At 68.6% G+C, this 25103-nt stretch carries 20 protein-coding genes; 19 read left to right on the top strand and 1 reads right to left on the bottom strand.

What is annotated here, in order from left to right; all coding sequences use genetic code 11:
- Window positions 1-28: 28 nt before the first annotated feature.
- Entirely contained in the window at window positions 29-445 is a 417-nt protein-coding gene (dksA, locus tag ACT535_RS04560) for an RNA polymerase-binding protein DksA (RefSeq protein ID WP_168458155.1), read from the top strand.
- 105 nt (window positions 446-550) lie between these two features.
- Here the strand turns inward: dksA and ACT535_RS04555 are convergent, their stop codons facing one another.
- Complete coding sequence (locus ACT535_RS04555; RefSeq protein ID WP_476363498.1) at window positions 551-2104, bottom strand: flagellar biosynthetic protein FliO; 1554 nt, start codon at window positions 2102-2104, stop codon at window positions 551-553.
- Between the two features lie 337 nt (window positions 2105-2441).
- Here ACT535_RS04555 and ACT535_RS04550 point away from each other — a divergent pair, with 337 nt between their 5' ends.
- From ACT535_RS04550 to ACT535_RS04465, 18 genes are all read left to right on the top strand, one after another.
- The gene (locus ACT535_RS04550) at window positions 2442-5129 is read left to right on the top strand and encodes a response regulator (protein ID WP_476363497.1); all 2688 of its coding nucleotides are present in this window, start codon (window positions 2442-2444) and stop codon (window positions 5127-5129) included.
- A 232-nt stretch (window positions 5130-5361) separates the two neighbouring features.
- A complete protein-coding gene (locus tag ACT535_RS04545; protein WP_476363496.1) occupies window positions 5362-7047 on the top strand; it encodes a DUF3300 domain-containing protein in 1686 nt (561 codons plus the stop codon).
- A 547-nt stretch (window positions 7048-7594) separates the two neighbouring features.
- Entirely contained in the window at window positions 7595-7960 is a 366-nt protein-coding gene (locus ACT535_RS04540; RefSeq protein ID WP_024278565.1) for an NADH-quinone oxidoreductase subunit A, read from the top strand.
- The gene (locus tag ACT535_RS04535) at window positions 7951-8535 is read left to right on the top strand and encodes a NuoB/complex I 20 kDa subunit family protein (protein WP_168458153.1); all 585 of its coding nucleotides are present in this window, start codon (window positions 7951-7953) and stop codon (window positions 8533-8535) included. The genes ACT535_RS04540 and ACT535_RS04535 overlap by 10 nt, the downstream gene beginning before the upstream one ends.
- Window positions 8536-8550: 15 nt before the next feature.
- Window positions 8551-9180 (top strand): NADH-quinone oxidoreductase subunit C, encoded by a 630-nt coding sequence (locus ACT535_RS04530; protein WP_168458152.1) that lies wholly within the window; start codon window positions 8551-8553, stop codon window positions 9178-9180.
- A gap of 32 nt (window positions 9181-9212) precedes the next feature.
- Window positions 9213-10400 carry an NADH-quinone oxidoreductase subunit D gene (locus ACT535_RS04525; protein ID WP_476307667.1) on the top strand — a complete coding sequence of 396 codons (1188 nt, stop codon included), beginning with the start codon at window positions 9213-9215 and terminating at the stop codon, window positions 10398-10400.
- Window positions 10401-10474: 74 nt separating this feature from the next.
- The gene (gene nuoE, locus ACT535_RS04520) at window positions 10475-11347 is read left to right on the top strand and encodes an NADH-quinone oxidoreductase subunit NuoE (RefSeq protein ID WP_476322573.1); all 873 of its coding nucleotides are present in this window, start codon (window positions 10475-10477) and stop codon (window positions 11345-11347) included.
- Between the two features lie 5 nt (window positions 11348-11352).
- Window positions 11353-12657 carry an NADH-quinone oxidoreductase subunit NuoF gene (gene nuoF / locus ACT535_RS04515; protein ID WP_168458151.1) on the top strand — a complete coding sequence of 435 codons (1305 nt, stop codon included), beginning with the start codon at window positions 11353-11355 and terminating at the stop codon, window positions 12655-12657.
- A 117-nt stretch (window positions 12658-12774) separates the two neighbouring features.
- The gene (nuoG, locus tag ACT535_RS04510; RefSeq protein WP_476363991.1) at window positions 12775-14853 is read left to right on the top strand and encodes an NADH-quinone oxidoreductase subunit NuoG; all 2079 of its coding nucleotides are present in this window, start codon (window positions 12775-12777) and stop codon (window positions 14851-14853) included.
- Between the two features lie 50 nt (window positions 14854-14903).
- Window positions 14904-15923 (top strand): NADH-quinone oxidoreductase subunit NuoH, encoded by a 1020-nt coding sequence (gene nuoH / locus ACT535_RS04505; protein ID WP_476363495.1) that lies wholly within the window; start codon window positions 14904-14906, stop codon window positions 15921-15923.
- A gap of 43 nt (window positions 15924-15966) precedes the next feature.
- Window positions 15967-16455, top strand: coding sequence for an NADH-quinone oxidoreductase subunit NuoI (nuoI, locus tag ACT535_RS04500; RefSeq protein WP_024278573.1), 489 nt, complete (start codon window positions 15967-15969; stop codon window positions 16453-16455).
- A 198-nt stretch (window positions 16456-16653) separates the two neighbouring features.
- On the top strand, window positions 16654-17262 hold the full coding sequence (locus ACT535_RS04495) for an NADH-quinone oxidoreductase subunit J (RefSeq protein ID WP_168458149.1): 609 nt from the start codon (window positions 16654-16656) through the stop codon (window positions 17260-17262).
- Window positions 17263-17273: 11 nt separating this feature from the next.
- Window positions 17274-17582 carry an NADH-quinone oxidoreductase subunit NuoK gene (gene nuoK / locus ACT535_RS04490; RefSeq protein ID WP_024278575.1) on the top strand — a complete coding sequence of 103 codons (309 nt, stop codon included), beginning with the start codon at window positions 17274-17276 and terminating at the stop codon, window positions 17580-17582.
- Window positions 17583-17586: 4 nt separating this feature from the next.
- Window positions 17587-19512: an NADH-quinone oxidoreductase subunit L gene (nuoL, locus tag ACT535_RS04485; protein WP_476363494.1), complete on the top strand. Its 1926-nt coding sequence runs from the start codon at window positions 17587-17589 to the stop codon at window positions 19510-19512.
- Window positions 19513-19514: 2 nt separating this feature from the next.
- Window positions 19515-21026: an NADH-quinone oxidoreductase subunit M gene (locus ACT535_RS04480; protein ID WP_476322565.1), complete on the top strand. Its 1512-nt coding sequence runs from the start codon at window positions 19515-19517 to the stop codon at window positions 21024-21026.
- Between the two features lie 16 nt (window positions 21027-21042).
- Window positions 21043-22473 carry an NADH-quinone oxidoreductase subunit NuoN gene (nuoN, locus tag ACT535_RS04475; RefSeq protein ID WP_476363493.1) on the top strand — a complete coding sequence of 477 codons (1431 nt, stop codon included), beginning with the start codon at window positions 21043-21045 and terminating at the stop codon, window positions 22471-22473.
- Window positions 22474-22477: 4 nt separating this feature from the next.
- Window positions 22478-23245: a biotin--[acetyl-CoA-carboxylase] ligase gene (locus tag ACT535_RS04470; RefSeq protein ID WP_168458145.1), complete on the top strand. Its 768-nt coding sequence runs from the start codon at window positions 22478-22480 to the stop codon at window positions 23243-23245.
- 173 nt (window positions 23246-23418) lie between these two features.
- Window positions 23419-25089 carry a ribonuclease J gene (locus tag ACT535_RS04465; protein ID WP_476363492.1) on the top strand — a complete coding sequence of 557 codons (1671 nt, stop codon included), beginning with the start codon at window positions 23419-23421 and terminating at the stop codon, window positions 25087-25089.
- Window positions 25090-25103 lie beyond the last annotated feature (14 nt).

The raw sequence follows: 25103 nt of genomic DNA, 5'->3' as shown, positions 1-25103 counted from the left end.
AGAGCGACGCATATCGAGGACCTTGCTGATGTCGATCCAAATCGACGAGGACTATCGGCCCCGTGAGGATGAGCCCTTCATGAACGATCGGCAGCGCGAATATTTTCGCCTCAAGCTGCTGCGTTGGAAGGACGATATTCTGAAGGAGGCCCGCGAGACCCTGCAGCACCTTCAGGACGAGAACCAGAATCACCCGGATCTGGCGGACCGGGCCTCGTCCGAGACCGATCGCTCCATCGAGCTGCGGGCCCGCGATCGCCAGCGCAAGCTGATCGCCAAGATCGACGCGGCCCTCCAGCGGATCGAGGACGGCTCCTACGGCTATTGCGAGGACACCGGCGAGCCCATCTCGCTGAAGCGCCTCGAGGCCCGGCCCATCGCCACCCTTTCGGTGGAGGCTCAGGAGCGTCACGAGCGGCGCGAGCGGGTCTATCGCGACGACTGAGCCGTCCGCCCGGGTGGCGCCATTTCAAATGTGAAGAAGGCCGGCGGAGCCATTGCCCCGCCGGCCTTCTTGCGTCTGGCACCGGCCCCATGGCCGGCGAACGGTTCAGCGGCTGCGCGCGTTGGTGCGGCCGAGCAGGTTGGCCATCTCGGCGTCGAAATCGTCCAGCGGGTCGCGCGGGGCCTCCGGCTCGACACGGGGCGCCTCGCCGGCGTGTGGGGCGCTCGGGGGCGCGGCGACGACGGGCGGCAGGGGAGGCGCCGCGTGGGACGCGCCCGCAGGGGCCGGGGCGTGGATCACAGGAGCGGCGACATCGGTGGACACCGGCGTCACGGTCGGGGAGGGGGCACGCAGCAACGGGCTCGAGGTCTCGGGCCGGAGCGGGGCCTCTTCACGGCTCACGTCACGCAAGGCGAGCGGCTCACGGCGCGGCTGTTCCGGCGCCGGCAGCGGGCGGCTCTCGCCGGCCGGGCGGAAGGCGAACTCCCGCGGGCGCAAGGACGCGTCCGGGCGGGGCGCCTCGGTGCGCGGGGTGGGCTCCGTGCGCGGCCGCGGCTCGGTCGAGCGCAGGCGCGACTGGGACAGGAAGCGCGACAGCGGACCCTCGCTCGACCGCGGCGGCGGCGGGGGCTCGATCACCGGCTCGGGGCGGGGGGCCGGCGCCGGTTCGGCGGGCGTCTCGGGCTCGTCGCCGAGCAGGTCGGAAAGGCTGATCTGCGGCGCGGCGGAAGCCGGCTGCGGGTGGACGAGCGCGGCGTCGAGGCGGTGGGTGAGATCCTCGAGTTCAGCGGCGACCTCGCTGACCGCGGGCGGCGCGTCCTCGGTCTCAACGCGGGGAGCCTCGACCTTGGCGGCCTCGACCTTCGGGGCTTCGACCTTCGGCGAGTCAATTCGTGGCGCATCAATTCGTGGCGCATCGCTCTTGCCCGCGTCGCTTTTGCCGGCATCGAGCCGCGACGGCGTGCTGGAGGCGAACTCGGCCTTGAGGGCGTCCAGGCGGGCCTGGTCGGGTCGGGGGGCCTCGGCCCGCACGCTGTCCCTGGAGGGTTCCTTTGGGGCGTCCTTGGCTGCGGCGGCCTCGGGCGCGCCATCGGCGGCACGCGGGGCGGAGCGGCCGGAGAGGGTGCCGTCGCCCCGCATCAGGGGCCGCCGCGCCAGGGCGGAGCGGCGCTCCTCGCGGGTGTTGGCGGGCGGTGCTTCTTCCGCAGCGGCAGGTTCGGGCGCCGGAAGACTGGCGGCGGGGACATCCGCTGCGAGGGCCACCGGAGCCGGCGCGGCGGAGAGGGGGCGGCGCGGCGTGGGACGTTGCAGGCTCGGCGCCTCGCGCGGGGGCGGCACGGCGGCAGGCGTGGCTTCCACCGCCTCGGCACCGCCGATGTTCTTTTCGATCACGAGGTCGCTGTTGCCGCCGATCAGCAGCAGGTGCTCCACCTCGTCGCGGCGGATGAGAACGAGGCGGCGGCGCTGGTCCACGGATACGCTGTCGAGCACGGAGAGGCGGGGGCCGGCCCGGCCGCGGCGCTCGCCTCCGGCGGTGCGGGCGGCGAGGCGGCGCATCACCAGCACCGTCAAGCCCAGCAGCGCCGCGATCACGATGGCCGCAACGGCCACCCGAATCGGGAGCGCGAGCTGGGTACCGAACATCTGCTGTAGCATCATGCCTCCGCTTAACTCGAACCGGGCACGTCCTCGGGCATGGGCCCGTCGGTGGCCTCCCTCCGGCATCCTTCCGGAACGCGCGACGTCCCTCGGACCCTCCTGACCAGAAGCATCGTCCCCTGGACCATCGCGCCGTCAATATCACGAAATGCCCGGACGTCCGGACGCGCCAATAGCCGCGCCGGAAGCGCATCGTGAGCCTCAGGGCCTAAGGTTTTGTTGATAATCGTGGCAGGATTTAAGTCACCGGCGATTCTCTCCCTTAAATCCGTGCGAATGATGCACGCATCTGGGCGGCAGATCGCCTGAACGGGTCGCCGGAATGGTAAAAGAGCGCATGCGGGGTCGTCAGACGAAGGACCAGGGAACCGCCGTGCGGCGCAAGAAGGGTCGTGGGGCGGGGCCGCTGGGCGCCCGCCTCTTCATCGTCGCCTTCGCGCTGGCGGGGGGCTTCGTGGGCGCGACGATCCTCGGGCGGGACGGGGGCGGCATCGCCTCCGCCATCATCGCGGCGCTCGCCGTGGTCGGGGTGGTCGAGCTTTTCCTCGCCGCCCGGCGCGCCTTCAAGGGCGCACAGCCGGACGATCCGCTCGGCGAGATTGCCCTTGCGGCATCCGGCGACGCCATGGTCGTGGTGGAGGATGGCGAGCGCATCGTCGAGGCCAATGCCGCCTACCTGCGCATGTGCCGCAGCGGCACCGCCGAGCCGCCGCTGCCGGAACGCTTCCTCGCTCGTATCCCCGGCAGCCAGGGGACGGTGGGCGAGTTGCTCAATGCCGTCGCCGGGGCCAGCCCTCACCTGAGCACCATGCCGTTCGGCGGAGGCGTGGGTGGTCGGCAGCTTGAGGTCTCGGTGCATCCCGTGGGCGGAACCCGGCGCGTGCTGTGGACCCTGCGCATGGTCGATACCGCCGTGGCCGAGCCGGCGCCGGCGTTCGCTCCCGCACCAGTGCCCGCTGCCGCTCCGTCTCCTGCCGCCGCTCCCGCGCCCGTCGTGGCGAAGCCGCTGCCGGCGGTGCCCGCGGTGCGCGCGCCGGAGCCGGTGGTGGTGGCACCCGCACCGACTGCTCCCGCGGTGGCTCCCGCCGTCGCCGCTCCCTCTCCCGGACCTCTCCCTCCGACGCCCCCGTCGCCCGCGCCCGAAGGCTATGCCGGGCCGGACCTGGTGGCGGCGTGGGAGGAATTGCCGGCCGGCCTGCTGCGCATCGTCGGCGGCCGGGTGGTGGACCCCAACCTCACCTTCTGCCGGATGCTCGGCTACGCCCTCGCCGATTGGGGCCCGGACGGCATGGCGCTCAGCCGGGTCGTCACGCCCGAAAGCCTGCCGGCCTTGGCGGCGGCGCAGGCGAACGGCGGCCGGGCGTCGCTGGTCGCGGCGTTCCGGCGCAAGGATGGCGCGGCGCTTCCGGTGCTGCTGCGCATCGCTGCCACCGCCGAGGGCACCGGCGCCGTTGCATTGCCGCTCGATGCGGTGGAGGGCGCGCTCGGCGCGGCCCCCGCCCGGGGAGGCCCGGCCGCTGGCGCCGAAGCCGGTGGCGCCCAAATCCTCGGCGACCTGTTCTTCCGGCGTGCTCCGCTGGCCATGGCGCTGGTGGACCGCTCCGGCGGCGTGCGCGCCGCCAATGCGGCGTTCGAGCGCCTGTTCGGCCGCGATGCCGCCGGCCGGCCGCTCGCCGCGCTGGTGGCCGATGCCGCCGGCACCGAGGCGCTGCTCGCCGCCGCGGCCGGCGCCAGCGAGCCGCCTGCGCCCTGCGACGTGACCCTGGCCGGCGCCAACGCCCGCTCGGCCCGCTTCTATGCGGCACCCCTGGGGGCCAGCGGCGACATCGCCTTGTGCGCCATCGACATGACCGAGCAGCGGGCGCTGGAGGTGCAGTTCGCCCAGTCGCAGAAGCTGCAGGCGGTGGGGCATCTCGCGGGCGGCGTGGCGCACGACTTCAACAACGTGCTCACCGCCATCATCGGCTATTGCGACCTGCTGCTGGCCAAGCACCGGCCGAGCGATCCGTCCTTCCCGGACATCATGCAGATCAAGCAGAACGCGAACCGCGCCGCCGGGCTCGTTCGGCAGCTGCTCGCCTTCTCCCGCCGCCAGACCCTGCGCCCGCAGGTGATCGAGCTGGCCGACGTGATCTCGGACGCCGCCGCGCTGCTGCGCCGCCTCATCGGCGAGCGCATCACGCTGGATGTGGAGCACGCCCGCGACCTGTGGCCGGTGAAGGTGGACGTGAACCAGTTCGAGCAGGTGATCGTGAACCTCGCGGTGAACGCCCGCGACGCCATGCCAGACGGCGGGACCCTCACCATTCGCACCGGCAACGTGCCGGCCGCCGGCTGCGCCGCCTACGGGCAGGGGTTGCAGGAGGGCGACTATGTCATGGTGGAGGTGGCCGACACCGGCACCGGCATTCCGCCCGACATCATGGACAAGATTTTCGAGCCCTTCTTCTCCACCAAGGAAGTGGGCAAGGGCACCGGGCTCGGCCTGTCCACGGTCTATGGCATCGTGCAGCAGACCGGCGGCACCATTCTCGCCGACAGCGAGATGGGGCATGGCACCACCTTCCGCGTCTTCCTGCCCCGCCATGTGGGCGGCCTTGAGGAGGAAGAGGCACCCAAGCCCGCCGAGCCGGAGCCGAAGGCCGGCGACACCACGGGGCAGGGGCGCCGCGTGCTGCTGGTGGAGGACGAGGATGCCGTGCGCGCCTTCGCCAGCCGGGCGCTGGCCAATCGCGGCTACGAGGTGCTGGCCGCGGCGAGCGGCGTCGAGGCGCTGGAGCTGATGAACCGGGAAGGCAGCGTCGATCTCGTCATCTCGGACGTGGTGATGCCGGAGATGGACGGCCCGACCCTGCTGCGGGAGTTGAGGAGCCGCGAGCCGGGGCTGAAGGTGATCTTCATCTCCGGCTATGCCGAGGAGGCATTCGCCCGCAACCTGCCTCCGAGCGAGCATTTCTCCTTCCTGCCCAAGCCCTTCTCCCTGAAGCAGCTGGTCGCCGCGGTGAGCGAGACGCTGAGGGCCTGAACCCGGCGCCTCCGGCGCTGGTGCATTTCTCTAACGTAATGAGAGAGAAGGGATATCGGCGCCCCCGTGGCGCTCCGTCAGGTGCCGCGCGCTCTAGACGGGCGGCCTGCGATTGCGCATTGTCAAGGCGCGGCCCTGCCGGCGGCCGCCAGATCGGCGCACCGAGCCCGGTCTGCGGCCGGGGCGGGCCGGCGAGGGGGAGGACCCTGACTTGACACCAAGACGCACGAACATGCGGCGCCGGGAGCTGGCGGGCTGGTCCCGCATCGCCGTGGCGCTGGCCTTCGGCTGGACCACGAGCCTCTATCCGGCCTTCGCCCAGCAGGGCGCGCCTGACACCGGCGCCCCGGCGACCCAAGCGCCGGCCGCCCCGCCGACAACGCCGCCGGATGCCGCGCCTCAGGTCGCGCCTCAAGCGGCCCCGCCGCCCGCTGATCCCCAGGCGGCGACGCCGCCCGCTGCTCCTTCTTCGGCCCCGCCGCCCGCCACGGCCGTTGCGCCCCCGCCTGGCGCGCCGACTGACGGTACTCCCGCCGGTGCGCCTCCGGCCGCGCCGGCCTCCTCGCTCTACACGCTGGCCGAGCTTGAGACCCTGCTCGCGCCCTATGCGCTCTACCCCGACACGCTGCTCGCCCAGATGCTGCCGGCCACCGCCTATCCGCTGGAGCTGGTGCAGGCGCAGCGCTGGCTGGATACCCACAAGAGCGCGGTGAAGAAGGGCGATTTCTCCGGTGCCGACGCCCAGAAGTGGGACTCCTCGGTGAAGGCGCTGACGCGCTTCCCCACCGTCGTCGCCAAGCTGAATGAAAACCTCGATGCCACCCAGTCCATCGGCTACGCCTTCGTCAGCCAGCCGGAGGACGTGTCGGTCGCCATCCAGACCCTGCGCGCCAAGGCCGAGGCGGCCGGCACGCTGAAGACCAACGACAAGCAGGTCGTGACCAGCCGGCAGGAAGACGGCCGGAACGTGGTCTACATCACCTCGGCCGACCCCACGATGGTCTACGTGCCGACCTACGACCCGACCACGATCTACACCGCGGCCGGCGTGGGCCTCCTGGCCTTCGGGGCCGGCGTGCTCGTCGGCAGCGCCTGGAGCAATCCGTGGAACTGGGGCCGCGGCTGGGTCTATCCGCCCCCGTGGCCGGGCTATCCCGGCTGGCGTCCGCCGCCGCCCCGCCCGCCGGGCGGCTGGCCGGGCGGTCCTGGCCACCCCGGCTGGCCCCCGCCTCCCGGCTATCCCGGAGGCCCGGGCTATCCCGGCTACCCGGGCAAGCCCGGTGGTCCCGGCTATCCGGGCTATCCCGGCTATCCGGGCTATCCCGGCAAGCCGGGCGGTCCCGGGTATCCCGGCGGCCCCGGCTATCCCGGTGGTCCCGGCGGCCCTGTCGGTCCGTGGAAGCCGAATCCCGCCAAGCCGCTTCCGGGCAAGCCCGGCTATCCAGGTGGCCCGGGTTATCCCGGCAAGCCCGGTGGACCGGGCGGCCCCGGCTATCCCGGAGGTCCGGGTGGTCCGGGTGGACCCGGCTATCCCGGTGGCCCCGGCAAGCCCGGCGGTCCGGGCGGACCGGGTTATCCGGGTGGTCCCGGTGGTCCGGGCAAGCCGGGTGGACCGGGTGGACCGGGCGCTCCCGGCCAGCCGGGCGGTCCCGGTGGTCCCGGGAATGCAGGCAAGCCCGGTGCTCCCGGAAGTGCCGGCAAGCCCGGCGGTCCGGGCACGACGGCGAAGCCGGTGAAGCCCACCGGCAGCTCGCAGCAGCTCAAGAAGGGCAGCGGCGGCAAGTCGAGCGTGAAGCCCGCAGGCAGGCCCTCCGGGCAGCCGAAGCAGTACCGCAGCGGCGGCGGCCCCAAGATCCAGGGCGGCGGCGGCGGGCGCAGCGGCGGTGGACGTCCGGGCGGCGCACGGCCCCATCGCTGAGCAGGTGCCGGGGGAAGCCCCGGCTCCGGCATGCCCGCAGAATCGCCGGGGCGGAATCGCCCCGGCCGGGCATCGGTGATCGACCGGCGCGACTCGCGCCGGTGCCGGTTGGTCTGTGCAAGCGGCCGATCCGCCGGACAGGTGGAGGAGAAGACGCACACGGCATTGTGTCGCACGGATGCAACAGTCGCCCGCAACTGCATCTTGCACAGAATTGAGGCCCTCCCGATCTACCTCCCGCGAGAGAACCGCAGGCCGGCTCCGGCCCAGCTTTCGCGGCGCTGCGAAAGGGGTGGCGCGGCGGGCGTGGACCGGCTGCCCCGGGCGCACCCGCGATCCTCCGCCAAAGGCATGACACCTTGGCCGATCCGCGCACTTGCCTCCCTTCTGGCGCTGCGATAAGGCTCTCGCGTCGTTTCGAACTTCTCTAGCCGGACGGCGCGGTAACGCTTCAGGCGATCAGCCGTTTCAAGCTCCTTAAGACCCAATTGGGTGACCCAAGCGCGGCGCCCATGGCACCGACCGAGCGCTCCGAGGTGCGAGCAAGATGAACGCGTTGCTCATGGACTATCTGCCGGTGGTGATCTTCATCGGCGTTTCGGCGGTGATCGGCCTGGCCCTGCTGGTGTCGCCCTTCATCGTCGCCTACCAGAATCCGGACCCGGAGAAGCTCTCCGCCTACGAGTGCGGCTTCAACGCATTCGATGATGCGCGCATGACGTTCGACGTGCGCTTCTACTTGGTGTCCATCCTCTTCATCATCTTCGACCTCGAGGTCGCCTTCCTCTTCCCGTGGGCGATCAGCTTCGGTGGCCTCGGCGACCTCGGCTTCTGGTCGATGATGATCTTCCTCGGCGTGCTCACCGTCGGGTTCATCTACGAATGGCGCAAGGGAGCTCTGGAATGGGACTGACCCCTTCGGCCACCAAGCCCGAGATCGCGCGCGCCGCGACCGGCATCGTCGATCCCTCCACCGGCCGCCCCGTGGGCGCGGATGATCCCTTCTTCAAGGAGATCAACAACGAGCTGGCGGACAAGGGCTTCCTCCTCACCACCGCCGACGACCTCATCACCTGGGCGCGCACCGGCTCGCTCATGTGGATGACCTTCGGTCTCGCCTGCTGCGCGGTGGAGATGATGCAGGCCTCCATGCCGCGCTACGACGTGGAGCGCTTCGGCTTCGCGCCGCGCGCCTCGCCGCGGCAGTCGGACGTGATGATCGTCGCCGGCACGCTGACCAACAAGATGGCCCCCGCGCTCCGCAAGGTCTACGACCAGATGCCGGAGCCGCGCTACGTCATCTCCATGGGCTCCTGCGCCAATGGCGGCGGCTACTACCACTTCTCCTATTCGGTGGTGCGCGGCTGCGACCGCATCGTGCCGGTGGACATCTACGTGCCGGGCTGCCCGCCCACCGCGGAAGCGCTCCTCTACGGCATCCTGCTGCTGCAGAAGAAGATCCGCCGCGTCGGCACCATCGAGCGCTGATCGGGAGCCGGTGTGATGGACGAGACCCTCAACGACCTCGCCGCCCACGTCTCCGGCGCCCTGCCGGGCGTGGTGATCGGCACCGAGATCGCCTTTGGCGAGCTGGCGCTGCTCATCGAGCCGTCGCAGATCGTCAAGGCCGTGACCTTCCTGCGGGATGACCCGGCCTGCCTGTTCACCTGCATCGTGGACGTGTGCGGCGTTGATTATCCGGCCCGCGAGAAGCGGTTCGACGTGGTGTACCACCTGCTTTCCGTGAAGCAGAACGCCCGCATCCGCCTGAAGGTCGCCACCGATGAGGACACCCCGGTGCCCTCCATCACCGGCGTCTTCCCCGGTGCCAACTGGTTCGAGCGGGAGGCCTACGACATGTACGGCATCCTGTTCACCGGCCACCCGGAGCTGCGCCGCCTTTTGACGGACTACGGCTTCGACGGCCACCCCCTGCGCAAGGACTTCCCGACCACGGGCTTCGTGGAGGTGCGCTACGACGACGCCCAGAAGCGCGTGGTCTACGAGCCGGTCCGCCTGCCGCAGGAGTTCCGGAACTTCGACTTCCTCTCGCCGTGGGAGGGTGTCGAATACGTCCTTCCCGGTGACGAGAAGGCCTCGGGCCAGCCGCCCGCGCCGCCCAAGGCCGGGTGAGGGAGCGTCTCATGGTTGATGTCGCCGACGAGATGAAGCCCGCGGACAAGGTCCGCAACTTCCAGATCAATTTCGGCCCGCAGCATCCTGCGGCGCACGGCGTGCTGCGCCTTGTGCTGGAGCTGGACGGCGAGGTGGTGGAGCGGGTGGACCCGCACATCGGCCTCCTGCACCGCGGCACCGAGAAGCTGATCGAGGCCAAGACCTACCTTCAGGCCGTGCCCTATTTCGACCGGCTCGACTATTGCGCGCCGATGAACCAGGAGCACGCCTACTGCCTCGCGGTGGAGAAGCTGCTGGGCATCGAGGTGCCCAAGCGCGGCCAGCTCATCCGCGTACTCTATTCCGAGATCGGGCGCCTGCTCTCGCACCTCCTCAACGTCACCACGTTCGCCATGGACGTGGGCGCGCTGACCCCGCCTTTGTGGGGCTTCGAGGAGCGCGAGAAGCTCATGATCTTCTATGAGCGCGCCTCCGGCAGCCGCATGCACGCCGCCTACTTCCGGCCCGGCGGCGTCCATCAGGATCTGCCGCGCGCGCTGGTGGAAGACATCGGCGCCTTCTGCGACCCGTTCCTGAAGCTGGTGGCGGACCTCGACGCGCTCGTCACCAACAACCGCATCTTCAAGCAGCGCACCGTCGACATCGGCGTGGTGTCGGTGGAAGAGGCGCTGTCCTGGGGCTTCTCCGGCCCGGTGCTGCGCGGCTCCGGCGCGGCGTGGGACCTGCGCCGCTCGCAGCCCTACGAGTGCTATTCGGAACTCGACTTCGACATTCCGGTGGGCAAGCACGGGGACTGCTACGACCGCTATCTCGTCCGCATGGAGGAGATGCGCCAGTCCACCTCCATCATGAAGCAGTGCGTCGAGCGCCTGCTGAAGGAGACGGGCCCGGTCCACACCCAGGACCACAAGGTCGCGCCGCCGAAGCGGGCGGAGATGAAGCGCTCCATGGAAGCGCTCATCCACCACTTCAAGCTCTACACCGAAGGCTTCCACGTGCCGGAAGGCGACGTGTATGCCGCGGTGGAAGCGCCCAAGGGCGAGTTCGGCGTCTATCTCGTCTCGGACGGCACCAACAAGCCGTATCGCTGCAAGATCCGCGCTCCGGGCTTCGCGCACCTGCAGGCCATGGACTTCCTCAATCGCGGCCACATGCTGGCCGACGTCTCCGCGGTGCTCGGCTCGCTCGACATCGTGTTCGGGGAGGTGGATCGCTGATGGCCCGCCTTCCTCTCGCCCTTTGCCCGATGCTCGCGCGCAGCCTGCGCGCGGCTTCTTCCGGGATCTGAACCATGTCCGTCCGCCGCCTCGCCGCCGAGCAGCCCGAGAGCTTCAGCTTCACGCCGGAGCTTGAGGCCATCGCGCAGAAGCTGATCGCCAAATATCCGGAAGGCCGGCAGGCCAGCGCCGTGGTGCCCCTCCTGTGGGAAACCCAGAAGGCCGCCGGCGGCTGGCTCCCCGAGCCCGCCATCCGCGCGGTCGCCGATCGCCTCGGCATGGCGCACATCCGCGTGCTCGAGGTCGCCACTTTCTACACCATGTTCAACCTTGAGCCGGTGGGGAAGTATTTCGTGCAGCTGTGCGGCACCACGCCCTGCATGCTGCGCGGCGCGGAAGCCATCCGCCACGTCTGCGAGAAGAAGATCGGCCACGAGCGGCATGTCTCGGCCGACGGCACCTTCTCCTGGCTTGAGGTGGAATGCCTCGGCGCCTGCACCAACGCGCCCATGGTGCAGATCAACGACGATTATTACGAAGACCTCACCCCCGAGAACTTCGAGAAGCTGCTCGACGATCTCGCCGCCGGCCGTCCGGTGAAGGTGGGGCCGCAGAATTCCCGCAAGGGCTCCGAGCCCGAGGGCGGCCCGCGGGTGCTGCTCGACCCCGCGCTTTATGATTTCAAGACCACCGTGCCCGCCGCCGGTGGTGCTGGCACCGAGACGCCGGATCTTCTCTCCGCCGGCCGCGCCCGTGCGGCGTCGGAAAGCCCGGCCGATCCCCTGGGCGCCACCGCGGCGGCTCAGGAAAAGGCGGCCGACGGCGCCGACACGCGTGAGAAGCGCGAGACCGTCGCCGCGGAGGCGCAGGCCTCCAGCCCGTCCGTTACAGGTTCCGACCGTGAGCCGGTGAAGACCGGCACCGGCGTGCGCGATCCGGAGGAGTGAGGCCCATGCTCGCCGACAAGGACCGCATCTTCACCAATCTCTACGGCTTCCACGACTTCGGTCTTGAGGGCGCGCTCAAGCGCGGCAACTGGGACGGCACCAAGGCCATCCTGGAAAAGGGCCGCGACTGGATCATCAACGAGATGAAGGCGTCCGGCCTGCGGGGTCGCGGCGGCGCCGGCTTCTCCACGGGCATGAAGTGGTCCTTCATGCCCAAGCAGTCCGATGGCCGTCCCCACTATCTGGTGGTGAACGCCGACGAATCCGAGCCCGGCACCTGCAAGGACCGGGAGATCATGCGCAACGATCCGCATACGCTGATCGAGGGCTGCCTGATCGCCTCCTTCGCCATGGGCGCCCATGCGGCCTACATCTACATCCGCGGCGAATACATCTTCGAGCGCGAGCGCCTGCAGGCGGCGGTGGATCAGGCCTATGAGGCGCGCCTCATCGGCAAGGACAACGTCCACGACTATCCCTTCGACCTCTATGTGCACCACGGTGCCGGCGCCTATATCTGTGGCGAGGAGACCGCGCTGCTGGAGAGCCTCGAGGGCAAGAAGGGCATGCCGCGCCTGAAGCCCCCGTTCCCCGCGAACATGGGCCTTTACGGCTGCCCCACCACGGTGAACAACGTGGAGAGCATCGCGGTCGCGCCTACCATCCTGCGGCGCGGCGCGGCGTGGTTCTCCTCCATCGGCCGCCCCAACAATGTGGGCACCAAGCTGTTCTCCCTCGCCGGCCATGTGAATACGCCCTGCGTGATCGAGGAGGCCATGAGCATCCCGTTCAAGGAGCTGGTGGAGAAGCATGGCGGCGGCGTGCGCGGCGGCTGGGACAATTTGCTCGCCATCATCCCCGGCGGCGCGTCCTGCCCGGTGATTCCCGGCGAGCAGTGCGAAGACCTCATCATGGACTTCGACGGCACCCGCGCGGTGAAGTCGTCCTTCGGTACGGCCGGCGTGCTGGTGATGGACAAGTCCACCGACATCATCAAGGCCATCGCCCGCATCTCGGCCTTCTTCAAGCACGAGAGCTGCGGCCAGTGCACGCCGTGCCGCGAGGGCACCGGCTGGATGTGGCGCGTGGTCAACCGCATGGCCGAGGGCCGCGCCCAGAAGCGCGAGATCGACCTGCTGCTGGAAGTGACCACCCAGATCGAGGGCCACACCATCTGCGCGCTCGGCGATGCCGCCGCGTGGCCGGTGCAGGGCCTCATCCGGCACTATCGTCATGTGATCGAGGCGCGCATCGACCAGTATGCCGCCAACCCGCATCCGGACCCCGTGGTCCCGGTCGCGGCGGAGTGAAGAGCACCCCGCCGGGCGCGCCGACGCGACGGGCGGGGAGGGGAGTTGTCTCAAGGAGCGGGCGCCGTGCGTCCGGCTCCAGCCGCGCCCGGCGCGGTTCAAGGTGAGGTGGAAGTGATGGCGAAGATCGTCGTCGACGGAACCGAGGTCGATGTACCTGCCGAGTTCACGCTGCTTCAGGCGTGCGAGGCGGCGGGCGTCGAGATTCCGCGCTTCTGCTTCCATGAGCGGCTGTCCATCGCGGGCAACTGCCGCATGTGCCTTGTGGAAGTGAAGGGTGGCCCGCCCAAGCCCACCGCCTCCTGCGCCATGGCGGTGAAGGACCTGCGTCCCGGCCCCAACGGCGAGCCGCCCGTGGTGCTCACCAAGAGCCCCATGGTGAAGAAGGCCCGCGAAGGGGTGATGGAATTCCTGCTCATCAACCACCCGCTGGATTGCCCGATCTGCGACCAGGGCGGCGAGTGCGATCTGCAGGACCAGGCCATGGCCTACGGCGCGGACACCTCGCGCTTCGCCGAGAACAAGCGCGCCGTGGAAGACAAGTATATCGGCCCGCTGGTCAAGACCTCCATGAACCGGTGCATCCAGTGCACCCGCTGCGTGCGCTTCTCCACGGAAGTGGCCGGCGTGCCCGACCTCGGCGCCATCGGGCGCGGCGAGGACATGGAGATCACCACCTATCTCGAGCACGCCATGCGCTCCGAGATGCAGGGCAATGTGGCGGACCTCTGCCCGGTGGGCGCGCTGACCCACAAGCCCTACCAGTTCCACGCCCGGCCGTGGGAGCTCATCAAGACCGAGTCCATCGACGTCATGGATGCGGTGGGCGCCAACATCCGCATCGATACCCGCGGCCGTGAGGTCATGCGCATCCTGCCGCGCAACAACGACCTCGTGAACGAGGAGTGGATCTCCGACAAGTCCCGCTATGTGTGGGACGGCCTCAAGGTCCAGCGGCTCGATCGCCCCTATGTGCGCAAGGACGGCCGCCTCGTGCCCGCCAGCTGGAGCGAGGCGTTCGCCGCCATCGCCGCCAAGGTGAAGGGCGCCACCCCCGCCAAGGTCGGCGCGATCGTCGGCGACCTCGCCAGCGTGGAAGAGGTGTTCGCCCTCAAGACGCTGATCGGCAAGCTCGGCTCCGCCAACATCGATGCGCGCCAGGACGGCGCGAAGCTCGATCCTGCGCTCGGCCGCGCAACTTACGTGTTCAACCCCACCATTGCCGGCATCGAGCAGGCGGACGCCATCCTCCTCGTGGGCACCGACCCCAGGCATGAGGCGTCCGTCATCAATGCGCGCATCCGCAAGCGGTGGCGGCAGGGCGGGCTGAAGATCGGCCTCATCGGCGCCAAGGTGGACCTCACCTACGCCTACGACTATCTCGGTGCGGGCCCTGACAGCCTCGCCGACCTCGCCGGCTCGTCCGCTTTCGGCGACGTGCTGCGCAAGGCCGAACGCCCGCTGGTCATCGTCGGCCAGGGCGCGCTGGCGCGGCCGGATGGCGCGGCGGTGCTTTCGCTGGCCGCCCGCGTGGCGGTTGCTGTGGGCGCGGTGAAGGACGGCTGGAACGGCTTCGGCGTGCTGCACACCGCGGCGGCCCGCGTGGGCGCCCTCGATGTGGGCGCGGTGCCCGGCCCCGGCGGGCTGGACGTCGCCGCCATGACCGCCCCCGGCGCGCTTGATGTCGCCTTCCTGATGGGCGCGGACGAGGTGGAGGTCGCCCCCGGCGCCTTCGTCGTCTATCTCGGCACCCATGGCGATCGCGGCGCCCACCGGGCGGACTTGATCCTGCCCGGTGCGGCCTATCCCGAGAAGTCGGGCATCTATGTGAATACGGAAGGCCGGGTGCAGTTCGCCAACCGCGCCGCCTTCCCGCCCGGCGAGGCGCGCGAGGACTGGGCGATCCTGCGGGCGCTGTCCGAGGTGCTCGGCCAGACCCTGCCCTTCGACAACATGCAGGCGCTGCGCGCCCAGCTCGTTTCGGCCTATCCCCACCTCGGCCATATCGACGAGGCGGCAGTGGCTGACGCCGGTGCCGTGTCCGCGCTCGCGGGCGTCGGCGGCAGCGTGGACAAGGCGGCGTTCGCGCCGGTGATCGAGGACTTCTTCCTCACGAACCCCATCGCGCGGGCCTCCGCCGTGATGGCCGAATGCTCCGCGCTGCGCCTTGCGGCGGCGGCGGAAGCGGCGGAGTAGGCGATGGGCACGGTGAACCGGACGGCTGCGAGCTTCACGGAAACGCGGACATGAACTGGCAGGACACCCTCATCCAGGTGCTCATCATCCTCGGGCAGAGCCTTGCTCTGCTCGTGGCGCTCCTGATCTTCATCGCCTTCATCCTGCTGGCGGACCGCAAGATCTGGGCGGCGGTGCAACTGCGCCGCGGTCCCAACGTGGTGGGGCCGTTCGGCCTCCTGCAATCCTTCGCCGACCTTTTGAAGTTCGTGCTGAAGGAGCCCACCATCCCGGCGGGCGCCAACAAGGCGATCTTCCTGCTGGCCCCGCTCGTCACCTGCGTGCTGGCGCTCGCCGCCTGGGCGGTGGTGCCGATTGCGCAGGGCTGGGTGATCGCCGACCTCAACATCGGCGTGCTCTACATCTTCGCCATCTCGTCGCTCGGCGTGTACGGCATCATCATGGGCGGCTGGGCTTCGAACTCGAAGTACCCCTTCCTCGCCGCGCTCCGCTCTGCGGCGCAGATGGTGTCCTACGAAGTCTCCATCGGCTTCGTCATCATCACCGTGTTGATGTGCGCCGGCTCGCTGAACCTCTCCGAGATCGTCGAGGCGCAGAACGGGCGCTTCGGCTTCCTCGGCTGGTACTGGCTGCCGCTCTTGCCCATGTTCGTCATCTTCTTCGTGTCGGCCCTCGCCGAGACGAACCGCCCGCCCTTCGATCTCGTGGAAGCGGAGTCGGAGCTGGTGGCGGGCTTCATGACCGAATACGGCTCGACGCCCTATCTGCTGTTCATGCTTGGCGAATACGTGGCGATCCTGACCATGTGCGCCATGGGGACCATCCTGTTCCTCGGCGGCTGGCTCTCGCCCATCCCGTTCGCGCCCTTCACCTGGGTGCCGGGGCTGGTGTGGTTCGTCCTCAAGCTCTGCTTCATGTTCTTCCTGTTCGCGATGGCCAAGGCCATGGTGCCCCGCTATCGCTATGACCAGCTCATGCGGCTCGGCTGGAAGGTGTTCCTGCCGATCTCCCTCGTCGCCGTCGTGGTGGTCGCGGGCGTGCTGCACTTCACCGGGACGGCGCCGCAATGACCGTTCCTTCCGCCCTTTCGCACAGCCTTCGGGGAGAGCGCCTGTGAAGCTCGATCAGGCCGCGCGCGCCATCTTTCTCACCGAGCTCGTCTCGGGCTTCTTCCTCGCCATGCGCTACTTCTTCAAGCCCAAGGCGACGCTGAACTATCCCTTCGAGAAGGGCCCGCTCTCGCCGCGCTTCCGCGGCGAGCACGCCCTGCGCCGCTATCCCAACGGCGAAGAGCGCTGCATCGCTTGCAAGCTGTGCGAGGCCATCTGCCCGGCGCAGGCCATCACCATCGAGGCCGGCCCGCGCCGCAACGACGGCACCCGCCGCACGACGCGTTACGACATCGACATGGTGAAGTGCATCTATTGCGGCTTCTGCCAGGAGGCGTGCCCGGTGGATGCCATCGTCGAGGGCCCGAACTTCGAGTTCGCCACCGAGACGCGCGAAGAACTCTACTACGACAAGGAAAAGCTGCTCGCGAACGGCGACCGGTGGGAGCGCGAGATCGCGCGGTCCATCGCGCTTGATGCGCCTTATCGCTGAGCGGCGAAACGAACACGGCCGGCATCCTGCCGGTCTTCTGGAACGGGACCGGCGACGTGCGGCGACGCGCGGCGTCATAGATCGGACTTTCGGGATGCGTCGGGTTTTCGGGATGCGTCAGGACATCAGAGGGGCCGGCCGCCTTGCGGGGCCGGACATGGCCGGCGCGGGCGCGCCGCGGGCAGGGGGGCTACGCGCATGAGCGTCGCGGCAGCGTTTTTCTATCTCTTCGCCTTCGTGCTGGTGGCGTCCGCCTTCATGGTGATCTCCTCCCGCAACCCGGTGCAGTCGGTTCTGTTCCTCATCCTCGCGTTCGTGAACGCGGCGGGCCTCTTCATCCTCATCGGCGCCGAGTTCCTCGCGCTGATCCTGGTGGTGGTCTATGTGGGCGCGGTGGCGGTGCTCTTCCTCTTCGTCGTGATGATGCTCGACGTGGATTTCGTGGAGCTGCGCCAGGGCTTCCTGCAGTATCTGCCGGTGGGCGTGGTGGTCGGCCTCATCTTCCTCGCCGAGCTGGTGCTGGTGGTGGGCGCATGGGCGACCGGCCCCGGGGTCTCCTCGGCGGTGAAGTCCGCGCCCGGCGGCATCGCCACCGAGAGCAACGTGCGCGCCATCGCGCAGGTGCTCTACACGGACTACATCTACTTCTTCCAGGCCGCCGGCTTCGTGCTGCTCGTCGCCATGATCGGCGCCATCGTGCTCACGCTGCGCCACAAGGTGAACGTGCGCCGGCAGAACATCACGGCTCAGGTGACGCGCTCCTCCACCATCGAGGTGGTCAAGGTGCGTCCCGGCCAGGGCCTCTGAGGGGGATGGGCATGGACATCGGTCTCTCCCACTATCTGACCGTCGCGGCGATCCTGTTCACGCTCGGGACGCTCGGCATCTTCCTCAACCGGAAGAACGTCATCGTCATCCTCATGTCGGTGGAGCTGATCCTGCTCGCCGTGAACATCAACCTCGTCTCGTTCTCCGCCTTCCTCGGAAACCTGACGGGCCAGGTGTTCGCGCTGCTGGTGCTCACCGTCGCCGCAGCCGAGGCGGCCATCGGCCTCGCCATCCTCGTGGTGTTCTACCGCAACCGCGGTTCGATCGCCGTCGAGGACATCAACGCCATGAAGGGCTGAGGCCATGTATCAGGCGATCGTCTTCCTCCCCCTTCTCGGCTTCCTCATCGCCGGCCTGTTCGGCAAGAAGATCGGTGACCGCGCCAGCGAGGTGGTGACCACCTCGTTCCTGTTCGTCGCGTGCCTGCTCGCCTGGATCGCGTTCTTCTCGGTCGGCTTCGGCGACCATGACACGCGCGTTCAGGTGATGAAGTGGATCTACGTGGGCGACCTCAAGGTCGACTGGGCGTTCCGCATCGACACGATGACGGTGATCATGCTGATCGTCGTCACCACCGTGTCCTCGCTCGTCCACCTCTACTCCATCGGCTACATGCACGAGGACCCGAGCCGGCCGCGCTTCTTCGCCTATCTCTCGCTGTTCACCTTCGCCATGCTCATGCTGGTGACGGCGGACAACCTGCTCCAGCTGTTCTTCGGCTGGGAAGGCGTGGGTCTCGCCTCCTACCTGCTCATCGGCTTCTGGTACGAGAAGCCCTCGGCGAACGCGGCGGCCATGAAGGCCTTCGTGGTGAACCGCGTGGGCGACTTCGGCTTCATGCTGGGCATCTTCGCCATCTTCGTGATGACCGGCTCCATCGCCTTCGAGGAGGTGTTCGCCGCCGCCCCGGGCCTGGCCGGCAAGACCATCACCTTCCTCGGCCAGCACTGGGATGCGCCGACCGTCATCGCGCTGCTGCTGTTCGTCGGCGCGTGCGGCAAGTCGGCCCAGTTCCTGCTGCACACCTGGCTGCCGGACGCGATGGAAGGCCCGACCCCGGTGTCCGCCCTTATCCACGCCGCCACCATGGTGACGGCCGGCGTGTTCATGGTGGCGCGCATGTCGCCCATCTTCGAGCTGTCGCAGACCGCGCTGAACGTGGTGATGCTGGTGGGCGCGACCACCGCGTTCTTCGCCGCCACCGTCGGCCTGGTGCAGAACGACATCAAGAAGGTGATCGCCTATTCCACCTGCTCCCAGCTCGGCTACATGTTCGTGGCCATGGGCGCGGGCGCCTATTCCATCGGCATGTTCCACCTGCTCACGCACGCCTTCTTCAAGGCGCTGCTCTTCCTCGGTGCCGGCTCGGTCATCCACGCCATGCACCACGAGCAGGACATGCGGCACATGGGCGGCCTGCGGAAGAAGATCCCCTTCACCTACTGGACGATGGTGATCGGCACGCTGGCCATCACCGGCTTCCCCTTCCTCGCCGGCTATTACTCCAAGGACGCCATCATCGAGGCGGCCTATGCGAGCCACAACTACTTCCGCACCTACGGCTACTGGATGACCGTGATCGCTGCGGCGCTCACCGCCTTCTATTCCTGGCGCCTGATCTTCCTCACCTTCTTCGGCCATCCGCACGACCATCATCACTATGAGGCCGCGCACGAGAGCCCGCTGGTGATGACCATTCCGCTCGCCGTGCTGTCCCTCGGCGCGATCTTCGCGGGCTGGGCCTTCCATGGGATCTTCGTGGGCGAAGGCGTGCATGACTTCTTCCGCCATTCGATCTTCATGGGGGCGGAGAACCACATCCTCCACGCCATGCACGAGATCCCCGGCTGGGCCGCCTTCGCGCCCACGGTGATGATGGTGGTGGGTTCGCTGATCGCCTACTGGTTCTACATCGTGAACCCGAAGATCCCGCCGGCCCTCGCGAAGTCGCAGGATGCGCTGTACCAGTTCCTCCTGAACAAGTGGTACTTCGACGAGATCTACAACTTCCTCTTCGTGCGCCCGGCCCTGTGGCTCGGCCGCACCCTCTGGAAGCGCGGTGACGGCACCATCATCGATGGGCTGGGACCGGACGGTGTCTCCGCCCGCGTGCTCGACATCACCCGCGGGGTGGTGCGGCTGCAGACCGGCTACCTCTACCACTACGCCTTCGTGATGCTGATCGGCGTCGCGGCCCTCATCACCTGGTTCATGTTCGCCGGAGTGTGACGATGACCGACTGGCCCATCCTCTCCGTCGTCACCTTCCTGCCGTTGGTCGGGGCGCTCTTCATCTTCGTGGTGCGGGGCGACGACGAGGTGTCCGCGCGCAACGCCCGCTGGGTGGCGCTGTGGACCACGCTCGTCACCTTCCTGGTGTCGCTGCTGCTGCTCCCGGGCTTCGATGCGTCCGCCCCCGGCTTCCAGTTCGTGGAAAAGAAGGCGTGGCTCGGCGATCTCGCCTCCTACCACATGGGTGTGGACGGCATTTCGCTGCCCTTCGTCATCCTCACCACCTTCCTCATGCCCTTCTGCATTCTCGCCTCCTGGGAGAGCGTGCATAAGCGGGTGAAGGAATACATGATCGCCTTCCTGGTGCTCGAGACCATGATGCTCGGCACCTTCACGGCCCTCGACCTCGTCCTCTTCTACTTCTTCTTCGAGGGCGGCCTCATCCCGATGTTCCTCATCATCGGCGTGTGGGGCGGGCCGCGCCGCATCTATGCGGCCTTCAAGTTCTTCCTCTACACGCTGGCCGGCTCCGTGCTGATGATGCTCGCCATCATGGCCATGTACTGGAAGGCCGGCACGACGGACGTGCCCACCCTGATGCAGTTCGGCTTCCCGTCGGGCATGCAGTACTGGCTCTGGCTCGCGTTCTTCGCCTCCTTCGCGGTGAAGATGCCCATGTGGCCGGTGCACACCTGGCTGCCCGACGCCCACGTGGAGGCGCCCACCGCCGGCTCCGTCATCCTGGCCGGCGTGCTGCTGAAGATGGGCGGCTACGGCTTCCTGCGCTTCTCGCTGCCCATGTTCCCGGAGGCGAGCCACTATTTCGCGCCTCTGGTGTTCACCCTGTCGGTGGTGGCCATCATCTACACCTCGCTCGTCGCGCTGGTGCAGGAGGACATCAAGAAGCTGATCGCCTACTCGTCCATCGCCCACATGGGCTTTGTGACCATGGGCATCTTCGCCATGAACGAGCAGGGCCTGCAGGGCGCCATGTTCCTCATGATCTCCCACGGCTTCGTCTCGGGCGCGCTGTTCCTGTGCGTCGGCGTCATCTACGACCGGCTGCACACCCGCGAGATCGCCGCCTATGGCGGCCTCGTGAAGCGCATGCCGCTCTACGCGACGGTGCTGATGGTGTTCACCATGGCGAACGTGGGCCTGCCGGGCACCTCGGGCTTCGTCGGCGAATTCCTCACCATGCTCGCCGCCTTCGAGCGCAACACCTGGGTCGCCTTCTTCGCGGCCACCGGCGTCATCCTCTCCGCGGCCTACGCGCTGTGGCTCTACTGGCGCGTCGTGTTCGGCCCGCTGGAGAAGGAAAAGCTGAAGTCCATGATGGATCTCTCGCCCCGCGAGATCGCCATCATGGTCCCGCTGGTGATCCTCACCATCCTGTTCGGCGTGTGGCCCGCGCCCATCCTCAACATGACATCCCATGCGGTGAACGCGGTCGTCGCGCGCACCGATTCCGTGGCGGGCGCGGTGAAGACCGCCCTGCTGCTGAGCTTCTGATTTTCGAGGACGCCTCATGTCGCAGCTCCTGCCTCCCCTCGGCGCGGTCCTGCCGGAACTGGTGCTCGCCGTCTCCGCCATCGTGCTGATCCTCATCGGCGCGTTCCGCGGGGAGGGCTCGGCCAATCTGGTCACCGGCCTCGCCATCGCGGTGCTGGCCGCGGCGGGCGTGCTGGTGCTGCTTCAGCCGGGCACCGAAGTCGCCGCCTTCAACGGCTCGCTGGTCATCGATGCCTTCGGCCGCTTCATGAAGGTGCTCGCCTCGATCGGCGCGCTGGTCTCCCTCATCATGTCGGTGGACTGGCAGGCGCGCGAGAAGCAGGCGAAGTTTGAATATGCGGTGCTGGTGGTCATCGCCACGCTCGGCATGTTCATGCTGGTGTCGGCCGGCGACCTCATCGCCCTCTATCTCGGCCTGGAGCTGATGAGCCTCTCGCTCTATGTGGTGGCGGCTATCAACCGCGACTCGGTGCGCTCCACCGAGGCGGGCCTGAAGTATTTCGTCCTCGGCGCGCTCTCCTCGGGCATGCTGCTCTACGGCGCCTCGCTGATCTACGGCTTCACCGGCTCGGTGAACTTCCTGCAGATCGCCGCCGTGGCGAAGGAGCCGAGCATCGGCCTCATCTTCGGCCTCGTGTTCCTGGTGGCGGGCCTGTGCTTCAAGGTGTCGGCTGTGCCGTTCCACATGTGGACGCCGGACGTGTATGAAGGCGCGCCCACTCCGGTCACCGCCTTCTTCGCTTCCGCCCCGAAGGTCGCCGGCATGGCCATCTTCGTGCGCGTGCTGATCGAGGCGTTCCCGCACGTCTCGCACCAGTGGCAGCAGATCGTCGCCTTCGTCTCGCTCGCCTCCATGGTGCTCGGCGCCTTCGCCGCCATCGGCCAGCGCAACATCAAGCGACTGCTTGCCTATTCCTCCATCGGCCACATGGGCTTCGCCCTCGTCGGCCTCGCCGCCGGCACCACCGAGGGTGTGCGTGGCGTGCTGCTCTACATGGCCATCTATCTGGTAATGACGCTCGGCACCTTCGCCTGCGTCCTCACCATGCGCCGCAAGGGCCAGGCGGTGGAGACGGTGGATGACCTCGCCGGCCTCGCCCGCCGCAATCCGCTGATGGCGCTGATGCTCGGCGCTCTGATGTTCTCGCTGGCCGGCATCCCGCCGCTCGCGGGCTTCCTCGCCAAGTATTACGTCTTCGTCGCCGCCATCCAGGCCGGCCTCTACGGCCTCGCCGTGGTGGGCGTGCTCGCCTCGGTGGTGGGCGCCTTCTACTACCTGCGCGTCGTCAAGATCATGTATTTCGACGAGCCGGTGGACGCCTTCGACCCCATGCCGACCGAGCTGAAGGCGGTGCTGGCGGTGAGCGGCCTTTTCACCATCTTCTATTTCGTCTATCCCGCTCCTCTCATTGAGGCTGCGAGTGCCGCTGCCCGTTCGCTCTTCTGAGACGATGGCTCATTACGAATTCCAGGGTTCCACGGTTCCCATCGTCCGCTTCACCCAGATCGGCTCCACCAACGCCGAGGGGATGGCGCGCCTGCAACGCGGCGAGACCTTCCCGGTGTGGCTGGTCGCCGACATCCAGACGGCCGGGCGGGGACGTCGCGGCCGCCCTTGGACGTCCGAGCTCGGCAATCTCTTCGCCACCCTCGTGCTGCCCAACCCGGCGCCTGTGGCGAATCTGGCGCAGCTCTGCTTCGTCGCCGGCCTCGCGCTGCGGGATGCGGTGATCTCCGCCGCGCCGCAGATCGCGACGGACAACATGAAGCTCAAGTGGCCGAACGATCTCCTGATCGACGGCGGCAAGGTGGCCGGCATCCTGGTGGAAGGCGGCACCGATCCGCACGGCCGCCCGGCTGCGGTCATCGGCTTCGGCGTCAATTGCCTGCACCATCCCGAGGACCTGCCCTACAAGGCGACCAGCCTCGAGGCGCTGGGCGCGCCCACTGCGCCTGACCGGATGCTGGAAGCCCTCGACCTCGCCATGGCGGTGCGGCTCAATCAGTGGAACGCCGGCGCCGGCTTCCCCGCCATCCGCTCGGACTGGATGCGCCACGCCTTGGGCATGGGCGATCAGGTGAGCGTGAAGATCGGCGAGCGCGAGGTGGTCGGGCGCTTCGAGAATATCGATACGCGCGGCGCCATGATGCTGCGGCGTCGGGACGGCGTGGCCGAGATCATCACCGCGGGCGATGTCTCCCTCGGCAAGCCCGACTGATCGTCGCGGCCGGGCTCTGAAGGCTTGCATTGCGGCGGCGGGACCCCATCATACGGCCGCCCGCCTTTTCCTGAGCCTCGCGTCGCGGGGCTCTTCCTGTTTGGCGCGTCACGCGCTTGCCGGCACGCCCATGCGCCGGCGCGCAGGGCGCCGCGTTTGGAAGTGACCCCTTGATGGCACCCACGGATGAACTGGTCTTCGCGCCCCTCGGCGGCGTGGGCGAGATCGGAATGAACCTCGGCCTTTACGGCTTCGGCCCGAAGAAGGCGCGGGAATGGCTCGTGGTCGACCTCGGCATGAGCTTCGCGGGCGAGGAGGCCCCGGGCGTCGACCTGGTGCTGCCGGACATCCGCTTCCTCGAAGGGGAGCGCAAGAAGATCGCCGGCCTTGTGCTGACCCATGGTCATGAGGACCATATCGGCGCGGTGTTGGACCTCTGGCCGCGCCTGAAGTGCCCCATCTACACCACCCGTTTCACCGCCGGCCTTCTGGAAGCCAAGCGCGCCGGCGAGCCGGGCGCGCCGTCCGAGCTGCCCATCGAGGTCGTGCGCGCCCGCCAGCCGGTGCAGATCGGACCCTTCAGCGTCGAGTTCGTGCCGGTCTCGCACTCCATCCCGGACAGCCACGCCCTCGCCATCCGCACCAAGGCGGGTCTGGTGGTGCATACCGGCGACTGGAAGCTCGACCCGACCCCCCTCGTGGGCGAGGCCACCGACGTGGCGCGCCTGAAGGCGCTGGGAGATGAGGGCGTGCGCGCCATCATCTGCGATTCCACCAATGCCATCCGCGACGGCATCTCCCCGTCCGAGTCAGACGTGGCCGCCTCGCTGAAGGGCATCGTCGCCAAGGCGAAGCACCGCATCGCCTTCACCACCTTTTCCTCCAACGTGGCCCGCATCCGCGCCATCGCCGAGGCCGCCCATGCCAACGGGCGCGAGGTGGTGCTCGTCGGCCGCGCGCTGGAGCGCGTCATCGGCGTCGCGCGCGAGCAGGGGCTGCTGGACGGCATTCCCGCCTTCCGCGGCGCCGACGCCTACGGATACCTGCCGCGCGAGCGCGTGGTGGCCATCCTCACCGGCAGCCAGGGTGAGCCGCGCGCCGCGCTTCGCCGCATCGCCGACGATGACCATCCCGAGATCGCGCTCTCGCCGGGTGACCAGGTGGTGTTCTCCTCGCGCACCATTCCCGGCAACGAGAAGGTGGTGAACCACATCGTCAACGCGCTCATCAAGCGCGGAGTGGAGGTCATCACCGACCGCACGGCCCTCGTCCACGTCTCCGGTCATCCCCGCCGCGGGGAGCTGGAGGAGATGTACCGCATGATCCGCCCGCAGGTGGCGATTCCGGTGCATGGCGAGGCGCTGCATCTGCACGAGCACGCGCTGCTCGCCCGCCGCCTCGGCGTGCCGGAAGTGGTGAATTGCTACGACGGCAATGTCATCCGGCTCGCCCCCGGCCCGGCCGAGCGGGTGGACGACGTGCCGTTTGGCCGCCTCTACAAGGATGGCCGCCTGCTGCTCGCCGAGGGCGCCCGCGCCATTCCCGAGCGGCGCAAGCTCGGTTATGTGGGCGCCATCTCCATCGCCGTGGCGGTGAACAAGCAGGGCGGCCTTGCGGGCGATCCCTCCGTCGAGATCACCGGCGTGCCGGAGCGCGGGGAGGGCGGCATCGACATGCTCGACCACGTGCTGGACACGGTGGTCGCGACCCTCGACAACCTTCCCAAGGCCCGCCGCCGTGACCCGGAAGCGCTCGCGGAGAGCCTGGAGCGGGCGGTGCGCTCGGCGGTGAATGCGGCGTGGGGCAAGAAGCCGGTCTGCCACGTCCACGTGCTGGAGGTGTGAGTTATCTCCTCCCG

The sequence above is a fragment of the Xanthobacter sp. DMC12 genome, assembly GCF_056314105.1.
This window is presented reverse-complemented; position numbering and strand designations above follow the sequence as displayed.